General features: G+C 68.6%; 19 protein-coding genes. 10 read left to right on the top strand and 9 right to left on the bottom strand.

All coding sequences use genetic code 11. From position 1 onward, the window contains the following. Positions 1–11: 11 nt before the first annotated feature. The 3 genes from AB8M46_RS38910 (at position 12) to trpD (ending at position 1,929) form a co-directional block, all read left to right on the top strand. Positions 12–428 (top strand): hypothetical protein, encoded by a 417-nt coding sequence (locus AB8M46_RS38910; RefSeq protein WP_394363414.1) that lies wholly within the window; start codon positions 12–14, stop codon positions 426–428. Between the two features lie 61 nt (positions 429–489). Further along, on the top strand, positions 490–900 hold the full coding sequence (locus AB8M46_RS38905) for a hypothetical protein (RefSeq protein WP_016336048.1): 411 nt from the start codon (positions 490–492) through the stop codon (positions 898–900). Positions 901–903: 3 nt separating this feature from the next. Beyond that, complete coding sequence (gene trpD, locus AB8M46_RS38900) at positions 904–1,929, top strand: anthranilate phosphoribosyltransferase (RefSeq protein ID WP_037344737.1); 1,026 nt, start codon at positions 904–906, stop codon at positions 1,927–1,929. 69 nt (positions 1,930–1,998) lie between these two features. On the opposite strand, the gene AB8M46_RS38895 is transcribed toward trpD, so the two are convergent. Further along, the gene (locus AB8M46_RS38895) at positions 1,999–2,964 is read right to left on the bottom strand and encodes a helix-turn-helix domain-containing protein (protein WP_394363413.1); all 966 of its coding nucleotides are present in this window, start codon (positions 2,962–2,964) and stop codon (positions 1,999–2,001) included. A gap of 52 nt (positions 2,965–3,016) precedes the next feature. Between AB8M46_RS38895 and AB8M46_RS38890 the strand changes: the two genes are divergently transcribed. After that, positions 3,017–3,412 carry a cupin domain-containing protein gene (locus AB8M46_RS38890; RefSeq protein WP_037344733.1) on the top strand — a complete coding sequence of 132 codons (396 nt, stop codon included), beginning with the start codon at positions 3,017–3,019 and terminating at the stop codon, positions 3,410–3,412. Here AB8M46_RS38890 and AB8M46_RS38885 read toward each other — a convergent pair. Then, positions 3,409–4,371, bottom strand: a complete 963-nt coding sequence (locus AB8M46_RS38885) for a GlxA family transcriptional regulator (protein WP_125735342.1) — start codon at positions 4,369–4,371, stop codon at positions 3,409–3,411. The genes AB8M46_RS38890 and AB8M46_RS38885 overlap by 4 nt on opposite strands. An 82-nt stretch (positions 4,372–4,453) precedes the next feature. Between AB8M46_RS38885 and AB8M46_RS38880 the strand changes: the two genes are divergently transcribed. Further along, the gene (locus AB8M46_RS38880) at positions 4,454–5,341 is read left to right on the top strand and encodes a DMT family transporter (RefSeq protein ID WP_394363412.1); all 888 of its coding nucleotides are present in this window, start codon (positions 4,454–4,456) and stop codon (positions 5,339–5,341) included. A 63-nt stretch (positions 5,342–5,404) separates the two neighbouring features. Here the strand turns inward: AB8M46_RS38880 and AB8M46_RS38875 are convergent, their stop codons facing one another. Together AB8M46_RS38875 and AB8M46_RS38870 are read right to left on the bottom strand one after the other, a co-directional pair. Then, positions 5,405–5,824, bottom strand: coding sequence for a cytochrome c oxidase subunit 4 (locus AB8M46_RS38875; protein WP_037344731.1), 420 nt, complete (start codon positions 5,822–5,824; stop codon positions 5,405–5,407). Positions 5,825–5,864: 40 nt separating this feature from the next. Continuing rightward, positions 5,865–6,803 carry a cytochrome c oxidase subunit II gene (locus AB8M46_RS38870; protein WP_034321399.1) on the bottom strand — a complete coding sequence of 313 codons (939 nt, stop codon included), beginning with the start codon at positions 6,801–6,803 and terminating at the stop codon, positions 5,865–5,867. Positions 6,804–6,995: 192 nt separating this feature from the next. Here AB8M46_RS38870 and asnB point away from each other — a divergent pair, with 192 nt between their 5' ends. Further along, on the top strand, positions 6,996–8,930 hold the full coding sequence (gene asnB, locus AB8M46_RS38865; RefSeq protein ID WP_394363411.1) for an asparagine synthase (glutamine-hydrolyzing): 1,935 nt from the start codon (positions 6,996–6,998) through the stop codon (positions 8,928–8,930). A gap of 56 nt (positions 8,931–8,986) precedes the next feature. Further along, positions 8,987–9,640, top strand: coding sequence for an alpha/beta fold hydrolase (locus AB8M46_RS38860; protein ID WP_394363410.1), 654 nt, complete (start codon positions 8,987–8,989; stop codon positions 9,638–9,640). Between the two features lie 56 nt (positions 9,641–9,696). On the opposite strand, the gene AB8M46_RS38855 is transcribed toward AB8M46_RS38860, so the two are convergent. After that, positions 9,697–10,686 (bottom strand): carbohydrate kinase family protein, encoded by a 990-nt coding sequence (locus AB8M46_RS38855; protein ID WP_125735346.1) that lies wholly within the window; start codon positions 10,684–10,686, stop codon positions 9,697–9,699. Positions 10,687–10,827: 141 nt separating this feature from the next. Between AB8M46_RS38855 and AB8M46_RS38850 the strand changes: the two genes are divergently transcribed. Further along, positions 10,828–11,016 carry a hypothetical protein gene (locus tag AB8M46_RS38850; protein WP_016336059.1) on the top strand — a complete coding sequence of 63 codons (189 nt, stop codon included), beginning with the start codon at positions 10,828–10,830 and terminating at the stop codon, positions 11,014–11,016. A gap of 71 nt (positions 11,017–11,087) precedes the next feature. Here the strand turns inward: AB8M46_RS38850 and AB8M46_RS38845 are convergent, their stop codons facing one another. Beyond that, positions 11,088–11,465 (bottom strand): iron-sulfur cluster assembly accessory protein, encoded by a 378-nt coding sequence (locus AB8M46_RS38845; RefSeq protein WP_016336060.1) that lies wholly within the window; start codon positions 11,463–11,465, stop codon positions 11,088–11,090. A gap of 143 nt (positions 11,466–11,608) precedes the next feature. Here AB8M46_RS38845 and AB8M46_RS38840 point away from each other — a divergent pair, with 143 nt between their 5' ends. Further along, complete coding sequence (locus AB8M46_RS38840; RefSeq protein WP_016336061.1) at positions 11,609–12,265, top strand: DUF3043 domain-containing protein; 657 nt, start codon at positions 11,609–11,611, stop codon at positions 12,263–12,265. A gap of 57 nt (positions 12,266–12,322) precedes the next feature. After that, positions 12,323–13,312, top strand: coding sequence for an aldo/keto reductase family protein (locus AB8M46_RS38835; RefSeq protein ID WP_037344716.1), 990 nt, complete (start codon positions 12,323–12,325; stop codon positions 13,310–13,312). 72 nt (positions 13,313–13,384) lie between these two features. Here AB8M46_RS38835 and AB8M46_RS38830 read toward each other — a convergent pair whose 3' ends face one another. Genes AB8M46_RS38830 through AB8M46_RS38820 form a run of 3 tightly spaced genes read right to left on the bottom strand, consistent with a single transcriptional unit; the run spans position 13,385 to position 15,202 of the window. Continuing rightward, entirely contained in the window at positions 13,385–13,612 is a 228-nt protein-coding gene (locus AB8M46_RS38830) for a hypothetical protein (protein ID WP_016336063.1), read from the bottom strand. Beyond that, entirely contained in the window at positions 13,605–14,456 is an 852-nt protein-coding gene (locus tag AB8M46_RS38825) for a phosphoribosylaminoimidazolesuccinocarboxamide synthase (RefSeq protein ID WP_037344713.1), read from the bottom strand. The genes AB8M46_RS38830 and AB8M46_RS38825 overlap by 8 nt, the downstream gene beginning before the upstream one ends. Further along, positions 14,453–15,202 (bottom strand): GntR family transcriptional regulator, encoded by a 750-nt coding sequence (locus AB8M46_RS38820; protein ID WP_037344711.1) that lies wholly within the window; start codon positions 15,200–15,202, stop codon positions 14,453–14,455. The genes AB8M46_RS38825 and AB8M46_RS38820 overlap by 4 nt, the downstream gene beginning before the upstream one ends. Positions 15,203–15,343: the final 141 nt, after the last annotated feature.

Raw genomic sequence — 15,343 nt, 5'->3', positions numbered from 1 at the left:
CCGGGCTACTCATGGGTTTACTAGATCGGCTTCGTGACCTGGTCAGGAAGCCTTCCGCGCCCAGCCTGACGATCGACACGCCCGGCGTGGAGATCGTCGTGGAGGCGTTCGATCCGGCCGAGGCGGATTCTTCGGCGTTGGCGAGATCACCCGCTTGGGTCGCCGAAGCGCCCGCGATCCTGCGGCATCACTTGAAGCTGCCGCCCGAAAAGGTGGCGGAGGCGGCCTCGATCCTCGCCCAGGACGGCTGGGAGCTGCGAGAACAGGCATCCGACGGGGAGTTCGCCCTCGCGCACGCACTGCGCGTCCAGCCCCTCGACGCGCTGCACTGCGCGCAGGAACGGTCACGGATGGCGGGGCTCGCGCAACGGCTCGGCGGCGACTCCCTGGGCTGGGACGCGCTCCAGCCGTCGGGTGCGTCCACGTGATGTCGGTCATGGCGGATAACATCGCGGGGTCGACATGACTAGACGAGGCGGAGGCGCGCTCATGGGCGAGCAGGCGATGCGGATCCTGGTGTTCAGCCACAAGGCGGAGGTGCGCGAGGCGATCATCAACGCCGTCGGCCGCAGGCCCGCCGCCGACCTCGGCCGGGTGGACTACACCGAGGCGTCCGGCATCTCCGAGGTCCTCGTCGAGATGGACGCGGGCAACGTGGACCTGGCCATCCTCGACGGCGAGGCCCAGCCGACCGGTGGCATCGGGCTGACCCGCCAGCTGAAGAACGAGATCGAGGATTGCCCGCCGATCGTCGTGTCGGTGCGGCGCAAGGACGACCGCTGGCTCGCGACCTGGTCGCAGGCCGACGCGGTGCTGGTCCACCCGCTCGACCCGCTGACCGCCGCCGAGACCGTCGCCGACGTGCTGCGCGCCCGGCGGGTGCCGGCCGTGCACGGCTGAGCCGTGACCGCCAAGACCTGGCCGTCCCTGCTCAACCAGCTCATCGCGCGCGCGGATCTGTCCGAGCAGGACACCGCGTGGGCGATGGACCAGATCATGAGCGGGGCGGCGACGCCGTCCCAGATCGCCGGATTCGCCGTCGCGCTGCGCGCGAAGGGCGAGACACCGGCCGAGATCTCCGGTATGGCCGACGCCATGCTGGCGCACGCCAAACGGGTGACCATCGACCGGCCGTCGGTGGACATCGTCGGCACCGGCGGCGACCGGTCGAATTCGGTCAACATCTCCACCATGGCCACGGTGGTGACGGCCGCGGCGGGTGCCCCGGTGGCCAAGCACGGCAACCGGAGCGCGTCGTCGAAATCCGGCGCGGCGGACGTGCTGGAGGAGCTCGGCGTCACGATCGACCTGCCGCCGGAGACGGTCCAGCGCAGCGTGAACGAACTGGGCATCGGCTTCTGCTTCGCGCCGAAGTTCCACCCGGCCCTGCGCCACGCGGGCCCGACCCGCGGCGAGCTCGGCGTGCCGACGACGTTCAACCTGCTGGGTCCCCTGACCAACCCGGCGCAGCCGCGCAGTTCGCTGATCGGCTGCGCGTATCAGGACAAGACCCGGGTGCTGGCCGAGGTGTTCGCGCGGCGCGGCATGACCGTGCTGCTCGTGCGCGGCGACGACGGCCTGGACGAGCTCACCACCACGACCACGAGTTCGGTGTGGGTGATCTCCGGCGGCGAGATCACCGAGCGGAGCTTCGACCCCGCTTCGCTGGGCATCGCCAGGGCGACCGCGGACGACCTGCGCGGCGGGGACGCCGCCCACAACGCCGACGTGTTCCGTCAGGTGATGGCCGGGAAGACCGGGCCGGTGCGGGACGCGGTGCTGCTCAACTCGGCTGCCGCGCTGGCGGCTTTCGCCGGGTTCTCCGGATCGCTGGAAGACGATCTGGCGGCCGGGCTCGAACGGGCGGCGTCGGCCATCGATTCGGGCGCCGCCGCGGACCTGCTGAACCGGTGGATCGCCTTCGCCTGACGCGCGTTTCGTCCTCTGGATGCGGTAGTTGCGCGTGCAAGGACCGCATTCAGAGGACGAAACGCACTATCACGAGGCGGTGCTGAAGCGCGCCCGGTAAGCCGTAGGCGTCAGCCCAGTAGCCCGCCGAAGCTGCGTACGCAGGTTCGCAGCGGTCCCGAACCCCGAAGCCCGCGCCACCCGGTCCAGCCGCTGCTCCCCGCGCTCGATCAGCCGGCACGCCAGCGCGATCCGTTCCGTCGTGAGCCACGCCAGTGGCGTCGTCCCCAGTTCGGCGCGGAACCGCCGGTGCAGCGTCGCCTGGCTGGCCGCCGCCCGCTCGGCGAGGTCGGCGACGGTGAGCGGCCGGTCCAGCCGTTCACGCGCCCAGGCGAGCACCGGCGCCAGCGACGTGTCCGGCACCGGCGGCAGCGGACGTTCGACGAACTGCCGCTGCCCGCCGTCCCGGTGCCCGGCGAACACCAGTCGCCGGCTCACCGCGTTCGCGATCTCGGCGCCGTGGTCACGGCTGATCAGATGCAGCCCCAGATCGAGGGCGGCCGCGCTGCCCGCCGCGGTCAGGACGTCGCCGTCGTCGACGAAGAGCACGTCCGGCTCCAGCAGCACTTCGGGGAACAGCTCGCGAAACCGTCCGGCCCATTTCCAGTGCGTCGTCGCGCGGCGCCCGTCCAGGACCCCGGCCCGCGCGAGGGTGAAGGCGCCCGTGCAGAAGCTCACCAGCCGGGCACCTCGCTCGGACGCGGCGCGAACAGCCCCCAGCACCGACTCCCTGGCCGGGCTCTCCGGATCGGGCCGGTTGGGCACGATCACCGTGTCGGCGGTCTCCAGGGCCTCGAGCCCCGCGACCCCGGTGAGGGTGAACATGCCCAGGTGCATCCGCACGGACGGCTCGGCCGCGCACACCGTGAAGTCGTACCAAGGCCTGTCCAGCTCCGGCCGCCGCAGGCCGAAGAGCTCGGTCGCGACGCCCATTTCGAAGGGGTTGGAGCCCTCGTCGACCAGGATGGCGACCTTGTGCGAGGAATCATGCGACATATGCGATTCCTAGCACTCACCGCCCCGGCGGTCCAGTGACGAGGATCGGGGTATGAGCAAGCAGCCGATCGATCTGGAAACCGCCCTGGCCGGGTTCGACGAGATCTGGAGCCCCCGGATCGTCGCCCACGTCAACGACTACGACGTCCGTCTCGCCAAGGTCGCGGGCGAGCACGTCTGGCACGTCCACGAGAACACCGACGAGTTCTTCCTCGTTCTCGACGGCACCTTGGACATCGCGTTGCGCGAGGAGGGCGGCGAACGCGTCGTCACGCTGCCGCGCGGTTCGGTTTTCGTCGTCCCGCGCGGGACGTTCCACAAACCGTCCTCAGTGGACGGTGCGTCGCTGTTGCTGTTCGAGCCGACCGGCACCCTCTCCGTCGGCGACGAGCACGACGAGGTCCCCGACCATGTCCAAGTGACAGTTGGACAGGAAATCTCCTTCTAGCCGGCGGAAAACGTCCTGCGGTACGCGCTCGGGCTGGTCCCCCGCAGCTTGCCGAACTGATGCCGCAGCGCGGCGGCGGAGGCGTATCCGCAGGCGACCGCGATGTCCTCAATGGACAGACGACCTTCTTCGAGCAGTGATTGCGCCCGGTCCAGGCGGCGCTCGGTGAGCCATCGGTGCGGCGTCGTGCCGGTGGCCGCCGAGAACCGGCGCAGGAACGTACGCTCCCCCAGACCGCTGCGGCGGGCGAGCTCCGCGACGGTGAACGGCCGGTCCAATCGCCGCTCGATCCATTCGAGCGCTTCGGCGAGCACGGTGTCGTCCGGCGCGGCGGTCTCGGGCACCGGCGCCTGCACGAACTGGGCCTGCCCGCCGACCCGGTGCGGCGCCGCGACCATCCGCCTGGCCAGTGTCGTGGCCGCGGCGACACCGCGCAGCTCCCGCACCAGATGCAGGCACAGGTCGACGGCGGCCACGGTTCCCGCGCTGGTGAGAACGCCGCCGTCGTCGACGTACAACGCCTTCGGATCGACCTTCGCCGTCGGGAAGCGCGACCGGAACTCCTGCTCGTAGACCCAATGGACGGTGCAGTTGCGCCCGTCCAGCAGCCCCGCGTAGCCGAGCGAGAAGACGCCCGCGCAGAAGCCCGCGACCCAGGCACCCCGGCTCGCCGCGTCGCGCAGGACCTCGAGCACCGGCTCCGGCGGGCTCGCGCTGCGGGGCGCGCAGGTCGGGACGATCAGCAGATCCGCGGACGCCGCGAAGTCCAGATCCCGCAGCCCATCGAGCCCGAAGCCGGACCAGCTCAGCACGTTCGCGCCGCCGGGCGAGCAGACCGCGAAGTCCCAGCCCTCGATGCCGTCGGCGCTGCGATCGGTGCCGAAGACCTCGCACGCGACGCCGAGTTCGAACGGCGAGACCTGGTCGGCGAGCACCACCGCGACCTTCTTCACATCCATCCGGGCAGTGTGTCACAAGTTTTGCGGTCGATGTCATCTCTGACACTGGTTGACCGCGCACACGAGGGCGAAAGTGGTCGCCATGAACAAGAACAACCCCGTGTTGCAGTGGACGGCCGCGATGGCGCTGTCCGGCACGATCGGCGCCGTCGTCCTCGAAAGCGGCGCCGACGCCCCCGCCGTGGCGTTCGCGAGGAGCCTCGTCGGCGGCCTGCTGCTCCTGGTGTGGAGCGCGGCTCGCGGCTGGCTCCGCCCGTGGACGCTCAGCCGCCGCGACCTGCTGCTCGCGGTCCTCGGCGGCCTGTTCCTGGTCGGGAACTGGGTGCTGCTGTTCGCCTCGTACTCGCTGTCGTCGATCGGGGTCAGCACCGTCGTCTACCACACTCAACCGCTGATGCTGGTCGGTCTCGCCGCGGCGTTCCTCGGCGAGAAGATGGCGAGGAGCCAGCTGGTCCGGGCGCTGATCGCGTTCGGCGGGGTGACCCTCATCTCCCTGTCCGCGCACGGCGCCGACGGCAAGCCCGTCCGGCTGGCGGGGATCGCGCTCGCCCTCGGCGCGGCCGCGCTCTACGCCGGCGCCTCGTTCGTCGCGAAGCAGCTCACGCACGTCCGACCGCACGTCCTCGCGGCCGTACAGCTCGTGACCGGCACGATCGTGCTCGCACCCGCCCTGCTGGTCACGCCGCTGCCCACGGACACCTCAGGGCTGCTGTGGCTGGTCCTGCTCGGGACCGTGCACACCGCGCTGATGTACGTGCTCATGTACGCGAGCATCGGGAAGCTGCCGACCACGACGGTGGCGCTGCTGTCCTACGTCTATCCGGTGGTCGCGGTGGTCGTCGACGTCCTCGCCTACGGCCACCGGCCGACCTGGCCGGAAGGGGTGGGGATGCTGGCCGTCCTGGCGGCCGCGCTGGCCCCGAAGCGCACGCGAGCCCCTCGCCCCGAACCCCAGCCCGCCCGCGTTTAGTCCTCTGAATGCGAAACGGCGCCCCGGTCCGGAGACCGAGGCGCCGCTTCCGGCGTCAGAACGTCACTCGTGGTTCGGACCGGTGTGGTACTCGAACACCAGCCCGCCGATGGCGATGATGACCAGGCCCAGCGCGATGATCAGCAGCCAGACGTGGAAGAACGCGAGCGCGACACCGGTCAGCGCGGCGGCCGCCGCGAGACCGATCGGCCAGTAGCTGCCCGGGCTGAAGAAGCCCAGCTCACCGGCACCGTCGCTGATCTCGGCGTCTTCCCGGTCCTCCGGCCGCGGCTCGATGCGCCGCGCCACGAACTGCAGGTAGCTCCCGGCCAGGAAGGCCAGGCCACCGGTGAGGATCAGGGCCACCACACCGACCGGCTCGACGCCGTCCCGGGTCATCGTTCCGGTCATGTACGCGTAGATACCCGCGACGATGACGGAGAAGACCGCGACGAGGAAGAAAATCCGTCCTTCGACCTTCATGGACGTTGCCTCACTCCTGTTTCGGGCTCGAACAGCCGGGTCAGTTGGACGCGACCCGCGCGGTGCGGTCGGTGTTGAACGGGGTGGTGGTGACGGCGTAGGGCGAGCACAGTTCGCCGCAGTTCATCGCCGTCAGCGCCTCGGAAGCCGTGTTCGGCTTGCCGCTCTTCGGGTTCACGGTGCCACGGAGCTGGATGTACTGCGCGTACTTGTCCGGCGAGAGCGCCCTGACCTCGAAGTTCATCCCCGAGTGGTAGGTGCCGCACAGTTCGGCGCAGCGGCCGACGAACGAACCTTCCTTGTCGATCGAGTTCTGGAAGGTGAAGTCCTGGTTGTTCTTCTCCGGGTCCGGCATGACGTCCCGCTTGAAGTGGAACTCCGGCACCCAGAACGAGTGGATGACGTCGGCCGACCGCAGGTTGTACTGGATCGTCTTGTTCGTCGGCAGGACCAGCAGCGGGATCTCGGTCGAGCTGCCGACCGTGGTGATCTCGGGGTCCTCGTGGTTCTTGGAGTCGCTCTTGTACTTGAACTCCCAGTTCCACTGGAACGCGACGATGTCGACCGTGACGTCCGGGTTCTCCGTCTCGGCGAGCACGCGGTTCTCGGTGGTCGCGGTGAAGAAGAACAGCACGCAGACCATGATCGTCGGGACGACGACCGTGAAGATCTCCAGCGGGATGTTGTACTGGAACTGACGGGGCAGTTCCTCCTCCGCGCCGTCGGCGGTCTTCTTCTTGCGGTGGAAGATCGCGGTCCAGAAGATCAGCGCCCACACGATGACACCGACGGCCAGCGCGGCGATGACGGTCCACGTCCACAAGGTGCGCATGTCGTGCGCCTGCGGGGTCACCCCGACCGGCCAGCCGAAGCGGAGGATCTCGTCCCCGGAACAGCCCGTCGCGGTCAGCATCACCAGCGCGGCGAGCGCTGCGACGCGACCAGCCCGCTTAACTGGGGTGCGCTCTGGATTTCCCACTGCGCCTTGCCCTTTCACCCAGAGCCTCCTCGACCGATCTTCGTGACAGCCGGAGCCTAGCCGAGTTGCGGCGCCGCGCTGACTAAGGGGTAACCCCAACACGCGTATCCCCCACCACATCGGGGTGTACACACCCACCGGCATACTGGGCCCTTCTCCCCGCTCGGCCAACAAGAGGTGTGTGAACTAGACGTGTGCGGCCTGCTTGGACTGATCTGTTCGACCGAAGCCGACGCTGCGAGCGCCCGTGACGCCGTCGACGCGGCCATGCGCTGCCAGCGGCACCGCGGCCCCGACGAGCACGACACCTGGGCCGACGCCGAGGTGGTCTACGGCTTCAACCGGCTGGCCTTCATCGACGTCGACCACGCCCACCAGCCGCTGGTGTGGGGGCCGCCGGAGGCGCCGGAGCGCTACACGCTGAACTTCAACGGCGAGATCTACAACTACAAAGAGCTGCGTGACGAGCTGGCCGCCGAGCATGGTGCGAAATTCGCCACAGAAGGCGACGGCGAGGCCATCGTCGCGGCGTACCACTACCTCGGCGACGAGGCGGTCAAGAAGCTGCGCGGCATGTTCGCCTTCCTGATCTGGGACTCGCAGGAGAAGGTCGTCTTCGGCGCGCGTGACCCGTTCGGCATCAAGCCGCTCTTCTACTCGGCGGGCCCCGGCAAGGTCGCCTTCTCCAGCGAGAAGAAGAGCCTGCTGGAGCTTGCGAGCGTGCTCGGCGTCCAGGACGAGCTGGACAAGACGGCCCTGCAGCACTACCTGGTGCTGCAGTACGTGCCGGAACCCGAGTCGATGCACACCGGTGTCCGCCGCGTCGAGTCCGGCACGTCGTTCCGGGTGGTCCCCGGCGGTGACGTCGAGTTCACGCGGTATTTCCACCCGACGTTCAACGCGAAGCCGGTGAACAGCCAGGCCGAGGCCGACGAGCTGTACGAGCGCATCGCCGATGTGATGCGCGACTCGGTCGGCAAGCACATGATCTCCGACCCGGACGTCACGGTCGGCGCGTTCCTCTCCGGCGGTATCGACTCCACGGCGACGGCGACGCTGGCCAAGGAGCACAACCCGAACCTGATCGCGTTCACCACCGGGTTCGAGCGCGAGGGCTACTCCGAGGTCGACGTCGCCGCCGAATCGGCCGCCGCGATCGGCGTGAAGCACGTGGTCCGCACGGTGTCGGCGGACGAGATGATGGAGGCGCTGCCGCTCATCGTCTGGTACCTCGACGACCCGGTGGCGGACCCGGCGCTCGTGCCGCTCTGGTTCATCGCGCGCGAAGCCCGCAAGCACGTCAAGGCGGTGCTGTCCGGCGAAGGCGCCGACGAGCTCTTCTGCGGCTACACGATCTACAACGAGCCGATCTCGCTGGCGCCGTTCGAGAAGATCCCCGGCGGGATGCGGAAGATCATCGGCAAGGTCTCCACGAAGATCCCGGAGGGCACCCGCGGCAAGGACCTGCTGCGGCGCGGGGCGCTGCCGCTGGAGGACCGCTACTACGGCAACGCGCGCAACTTCCGCGACGACCAGCTCCGCAAGGTGCTGCGGACGTACGAGGACGGGATCGGCTTCAAGGACGTCACCGCGCCTTGGTACAAGATCTCCGAGAACTGGGACCCGGTCGCGCGTATGCAGCACGTCGACCTCTACACCTGGCTGCGCGGCGACATCCTGGTCAAGGCCGACAAGGTGACCATGGCGAACTCGCTGGAACTGCGCGTGCCGTTCCTCGACGCCGAGGTGTTCAAGGTCGCCTCGACCATCCCGCTCGACCAGAAGCTCGCGCACGGCACCACGAAGTACGCGCTGCGCCAGGCGCTGGCGAAGATCATCCCCGGCCACGTGCTGAACCGGCGCAAGCTGGGCTTCCCGGTGCCGATCCGGCTGTGGCTGCGCAACGAGATGTACGACTGGGCCAAGGGCATCATCTCGGACTCGCAGACCGACGCGCTGCTCGACAAGAAGGCCGTCCTGGCGCTGCTCGAAGAGCACAAGGCCGGGCAGCTCGACCGCAGCCGTCAGCTGTGGGCGCTGCTGGTGTTCATGCTGTGGCACGGCATCTTCGTCGAGAACCGCATCAAGCCCGAGGTGCCGGAACCCGTCTACCCGGTGAAACTCTAGTCACGACTCGTGACGCCGGCCTTCACCGTTCACCCGGTGGAGGCCAGCATGGAGCGATGGACTTCGTCCTCGTGCACGGCACGACGCAGAGCCCGGCGGGCTGGGACAGGGTGGCGAAGCTGCTCACCGCCGCCGGGCACCGCACGATCGCGGTGGATCTGCTGACCCCGCGGGAACTGCCGGTCGAGGGCTACGCGCAGCACGCGCGCGACCAGTACGACGGCGAGCGGCCGATGGTCGTGGCGCATTCCGGCGCGGGAGTCCTGCTGCCCGCGATCGCCGAAGCCCTCGACGCGCGGGCGCTGGTGTGGGTCGCCGCCTACATCCCCGATTTCGCCGGTGGGCGGAGCCTGCGGGACGAGGCGCGGGACGTGCTCGCACCGGACTGGATCGGCGTGGACCCGACGGCGGATCCCGAGAAGGCGTCGGAATTCCTCTTCCACGACTGCGATCCCGAAACCGAACGGCCGGCGCTCGAGAGCCTGCGGCTGTTCAACCCGGCGGTGCTCGCGGCGCATCCCGCCGGGGCTGCACCGGAGATCCCGTCGACGGTGATCGTTCCCACCCGCGACCGCACTCTCCGGCCGGAATGGCTGCGGCGGGCCGCCCGGGAACGGCTCGGGGTCACCGCGATCGAGATCGACGCGGGGCACTGCCCGCAGATGTCCCGGCCCGCCGAGATCTGCGGGATCCTGACCGGTCGCGCGTGAAGGCCTCCTTCCCTCGGCTGAGCCGAGGGAAGGAGGCCTTCACGCGCTATGGCAGCTCACTCCGGCAGGATCGCCGCGATCTCCTCGGCGGACTCCGGCCCGAAGGCCTCCTTGAGCCGCCCCAGGACGTCGGCGCGGTCGAAGGACCACTCCTGCGTGCCCACGGTCTCCAGCACCAGCACGGCGATCAGCGAGCCCAGCTGCGCCGAACGCTCCAGGCTGAGCCCGCCGTCGATACCCGCGATGAACCCGGCGCGGAAACCGTCGCCGACGCCGGTCGGGTCGACCTTGCCGCGTTCCGGGACGGCGCCGATCTGCAGCGCGAGGCCGTCCTTGCCGATGATCTCGACGCCCTTCTCCCCGAGCGTCGTGATGCGCATGCCGACGCGGTCGAGGACCTCGGCCTCGGTCCAGCCGGTCTTCTGCAGCAGCAGTTCCCATTCGTAGTCGTTGCTGAACAGGTACTTCGCGCCCTCGACGAAGGCGCGCACCTGCGCGCCGTCCATCCGGGCCAGCTGCTGCGAGGGGTCGACGGCGAAGGTGTAGCCGCGCTGACGGCACTCCTCGGCGTGCCGGACCATGCCTTCGGGGTCGTCCGGGCTGATCAGCACGAGCGACAGTTCACCCGCGTGCGCGGCGACCGGCGCCAGCTCGATGTTGCGGGATTCGGCCATCGCGCCCGCGTAGAAGGTCGCGATCTGGCAGAGGTCCTCGTCGGTGGTGCAGACGAACCGGGCGGTGTGCGCGACCTCGGACACCAGCACCCCGGCCGTGTCGACGCCGTGCCGCTCGAGCCACGAGCGGTAGTCGGCGAAGTCGGAGCCCACCGCGCCGACCAGGATCGGGCTCTTGCCCAGCACCCCGAGACCGAAGGCGATGTTCGCGCCGATCCCGCCCCGCCGCACGACGAGATCGTCCGCCAGGAAGCTCAGGGACACCCGGTGCAGCTGCTCGGCGATGAGCTGCTCGGCGAACCTGCCCGGGAAGTGCATGAGATGGTCGGTTGCGATACTGCCGGATACCGCGATCCTGGCGCTGGCTGCCACCGGTTCTCCTTGTTCGGTCGGCCCCGCGGGAGCGAGGACGGCTAAGTTACCCGCAGGTCATGCCCCATACGGGTTGCTTCAGGCACGGCCGTCAACACTACCGGTTGGTAGTGGTGTCCGACTCCACCATGAGTCATTAGCTTGTCGTTCGTGACCACTTCCGCGTATCACCTCGAACCGGAATCGATCGGCGAACTCATCGCCGACTGTGCCGGTATCCCGTCGTCCCTCCAGGCCGAGAACATGCCCCTGCCCCGGGAGAGCGCTCCGCCCTGGACCGTGGACGAGCGTTGTCTCGCCCAGGTCGCCGATCTGGACGCCTACGTCTGATCCGCTCCGGGCATGAAGAAGGGCCGCGACCTGGGTGAGGTTCGCGGCCCTTCTTCATGCCTCGACGCGGATCAGTGGAAGCTGTCGCCGCAGGCGCAGCTGCCGGTCGCGTTGGGGTTGTCGATCGTGAAGCCCTGCTTCTCGATCGAGTCGACGAAGTCGATCACGGCGCTCGACACGTACGGCGCGCTCATCCGGTCGACGGCCACGCGGAGGCCGTCGAAGTCACGGAACAGGTCGCCGTCGAGCGTGCGCTCGTCGAAGAACAGCTGGTAGCGCAGGCCGGCGCACCCACCGGGCTGGACGGCGATGCGCAGGTGCATGTCGTCGCGGCCCTCCTGCTCGAGCAGGGCCTTCGCCTTGCTGGCGGCGGCGTCGGTCAACGTGACGCCGTGGGTCTCCTCGGCGGTTTCGGCCTGAGCTGCGGCTGCCTGCTCAGCGGTCGTCATGGTTCTCCCTCTGGTCGAACTCGCTGCGGGTACTCGTCTTGCACATGGTCCAACACGTCGGAGTCCCGATCTGTTCCCCTCCATGGTGACATATCGCTCGGCCTGGTGCGTGGCACCGTGACGCCTGCAACTACCCTGGTGAGGTGAGGTTCCTGCGCCGTAGCACCACAGACTCCGCCACGACGGACACCGAGACGCCCGACACCCAGGCCGTCGAGGTCCAGGCCAAGGCGTATACGCCGGGCAAGGGCAAGGCCACGCCCAAGCGTCGTGAGGCCGAAGCCAAGCGCCGCGGCCCGGTGGCGCCCCCGCCGACCACCATGCGGGAGGCGATGAAGCGCAACAAGGAGCTCCGCAAGTCCGCGAAGGCCGACCCGGAGTACAAGCAGAAGCAGCGCAACGCCGCCAAGGAACGCCGCGAGCGGATGATGGCGGGCGAGGACAAGTACCTGCTCCCCCGCGACCGCGGCCCCGTCAAGGCGTACATCCGCGACCTGGTCGACTCGCGGCGCAACCTGCTCGGCCTGTTCATGCCGCTGGCGATCCTGGTGTTCGTCGCGCTGATCCTGCCGTACCCCGAGGTCCAGCGGTACGCGACGCTGCTGTGCACCGTGATGCTGCTCGGCATGATCGTCGAAGGTTTCCTCAGCGGGCGCCGGATCGCGAAGATGGTCCGCCTGAAGTTCCCGAACGAGACGATCAAGGGCACCTCCGTCGGCTGGTACTCCTTCATCCGGGCGAGCCAGATCCGCAAGCTGCGGGTCCCCAAGCCGCGGGTGAGCCCCGGCGACAAGGTCTGAGAACAGGCGAAACCCAGGTCGTTAGCGACGCTAACGGCCTGGGGTAGAGTCGCGCCCATGGAGTTTCGACGACTGGGCCGCAGCGGCCTCAATGTCAGTGAGATCTCGTACGGCAACTGGCTCACCCACGGGTCCCAGGTGGAAGAGGACCAGGCCCAGGCCTGCATCAAGGCGGCGCTCGACGTCGGCATCACCACCTTCGACACCGCCGATGTCTACGCGAACACGGCCGCCGAATCGGTACTCGGCCGCGGATTGAAGGGCCTGCGCCGCGAAAGCCTGGAGATCTTCACCAAGGTCTACTGGCCCACCGGCCCCAAGGGCCCGAACGACCAGGGCCTCGGCCGCAAGCACATCATGGAGTCGGCGAACGCCTCGCTGAAGCGCCTCGGCACCGACTACGTCGACCTCTACCAGGCGCACCGGTTCGACCGGACCGTCCCGCTCGAAGAGACATTCCTCGCCTTCGCCGACCTCGTCCGCCAGGGCAAGGTGCTCTACGTCGGCGTCTCCGAGTGGACCGCCGAGCAGATCACCCAGGGCGCGGCGATCGCGCGCGAGCTCAACGTGCCCCTCATCTCGAACCAGCCGCAGTACAACGCGCTGTGGCGGGTCATCGAGGCGCAGGTCGTCCCGGCCTCCGAGCGTGAGGGCCTCAGCCAGATCGTCTGGTCGCCGATCGCGCAGGGCGTGCTCACCGGCAAGTACAAGCCCGGTCAGCCGCTGCCCGAGGGCTCCCGCGCGACCGACGAGAAGGGCGGCGCCAACATGGTCGCCCGCTTCCTCAACGACGACGTCCTCGAGCGCGTGCAGCGGCTCGAGCCCATCGCGGAGAAGGCGGGCCTGACGATGGCCCAGCTGGCCGTGGCGTGGGTGCTGCAGAACCCGAACGTCGCTTCGGCGATCATCGGCGCCTCGCGGCCGGAGCAGGTGCACGAGAACGTGAAGGCGGCCGGCGTGAAGCTGGACGCGGATCTGCTCGCCGCGATCGACGAGGCCCTCGACGGCGTCACCGAGACCGACCCGACGCTGACCCGCTCCCCCTGATCCCCAAGAACGCAGTTAGTCGGCTAAATGCGGACGCTTTTCCCGCATTCAGCCGACTAACTGCGACACACGTCAGTCGCCGTGCACGCGGGACTGGTACGCGATCTGACCGTCGAGGTCGAGCGCGTCGCCGGGCGCGCGCAAGGGATCGATTCCCAAGCCCCGCAACAACCTGCTCGCGCCGGCGACCCGGTCACCGGTCCGGCCGTCGAGCCGCACCGGTGCGTGGCCCCGCTGGATCAGCAGGCCCTCGACGTCGTCGATCAGCCGGTACGGGTCGTAGACCTGCTGTTCAGGCATGACCACCACCGGGAATCCAGGTGTTCCCGGTGATCCTTTCGTAGACCTCGGTGTAGCGCTTGCGGGTCGCCTCGACGATCTCGGCCGGGATGGCGGGGCCGGGCGGCGTCTTGTCCCAGCCGGTCGTGGTGGACCAGTCACGGACGAACTGCTTGTCGAACGCGTGCTGCGTCCGGCCCGGCTCGTACTCGTCGGCGGGCCAGAACCGCGACGAGTCCGACGTGAGGACCTCGTCCCCGAGCGTCAGCACGCCGTCGGCGTCGAAACCGAATTCGATCTTGGTGTCGGCGATGATGATGCCGTTCTTCGCCGCGTGCTCCGCCCCCTTGGTATAGACCTCGAGCGTCAGATCGCGGATGCGGTCCGCGGTCTCCTGGCCGATCTCGTTCACGACGTCGGCGAAGGTCATGAACTCGTCGTGTCCGGTGTCGGAGATCTTCGTCGTGGGCGTGAAGATCGGCTCGGGCAGCTTGTCCGCCTCGACCAGACCGGCGGGCAGCTCGACCCCGGAAACCTTGCCGTCGCGCTGGTATTCGCGCATGCCGAGACCGGTGAGGTAGCCGCGCGCGATGCACTCGACCTGGATCATCTTCAGCGGCTTGCAGCGCATGGCGCGGCCGGCGAATTCGGCGGGCACGTCGGTCGTGGAGACGACGTGGTTCGGCACCACGTCGGCCATCTTTTCGAACCACCAGGCGGAAAGCTGGTTCAGCAGCGCGCCCTTGTCCGGGATCGGGGTCGGCAGCGAGACGTCGTAGACCGAAACGCGATCCGACGCGACGAGCAGAATGTCGCCGTCGATTTCGTAAAGGTCCCGGACCTTACCCGCGTGAATGTGCTTCATGCCCCGTCCTCGATGTTGTATTCGTAGAAAATCCAGTGGTCCGGCAAGGCCGCCGATTCGCCGTACTCGAGTACGTCACCCTCGGCGGACAAGAACCTGTTGCGACTCAACAGAATCGCCGAACCTTCGGCCACGCCGAGTTCCGCCGCCTCCTCGGCACCCGCCAGCCCCGCGGCGTGCTGAGAATGAGTCGCGGTCAGTACCCGGCCCGTCCGGTCCGCCACGTATTTGACCGTGCCTTCGACGATCCGCACCGGCTCGAACAGCAAAGGCGCCTTCGACGCGACGGCTCCGTCGAACCACGAAACCGACGTCGACACCGGCCTGCCTTCGGCCGCGTACGTGGTCCTTCGCCGCCGGATCACCGGAGCACCTTCATCGATTCCGAGCGCGCCGGCCACCCTGTCCGGTGCCGGCAGGAGGCCCGCTTCGCGGATTTTCGCGTAGTGGCCCGGTGGATAGACCTTGCCGGTTCGCGCGATCGAGATCGTCCGATCGTGCGCGGACCGATGCAGCGCCCTGGTCTGCACCACTGTCCCGATCCCGCGTACCGCGCGGACCAGACCTTCGGCGCGAAGTGTCGAAAGCACCTTCATCGCCGTCGCCATCGCGACGTTCCAGTTCCTCGCGATCTCGCGCGCGGACGGAACCGCGTCGCCTTCCTTGAGCCTGCCCGAAACGATGTCGTCGCGAATGTTCCCCGCGATCTGGAGATACGGCGGTTCGGGTCGATCGACGGCGGGCAAGGTGACTCCTCACAAGGTCGCGCGGTGCGCACAAGCGTTCTAGCACACCAATGGGCGAGCACCAAGGATCCTGCTCACACCCCATTATTACGTACTAGTACACATTCTGGACGGTGCTCTAGTACACCTGTTACTCTCCGA

This window comes from Amycolatopsis sp. SB7-3, assembly GCF_041021335.1.
GTDB classification, from domain to species: Bacteria; Actinomycetota; Actinomycetes; order Mycobacteriales; family Pseudonocardiaceae; genus Amycolatopsis; species Amycolatopsis japonica.
Note: the sequence above shows the minus strand (reverse complement) of the source record. Positions and strands in the feature narration are given on the sequence as shown.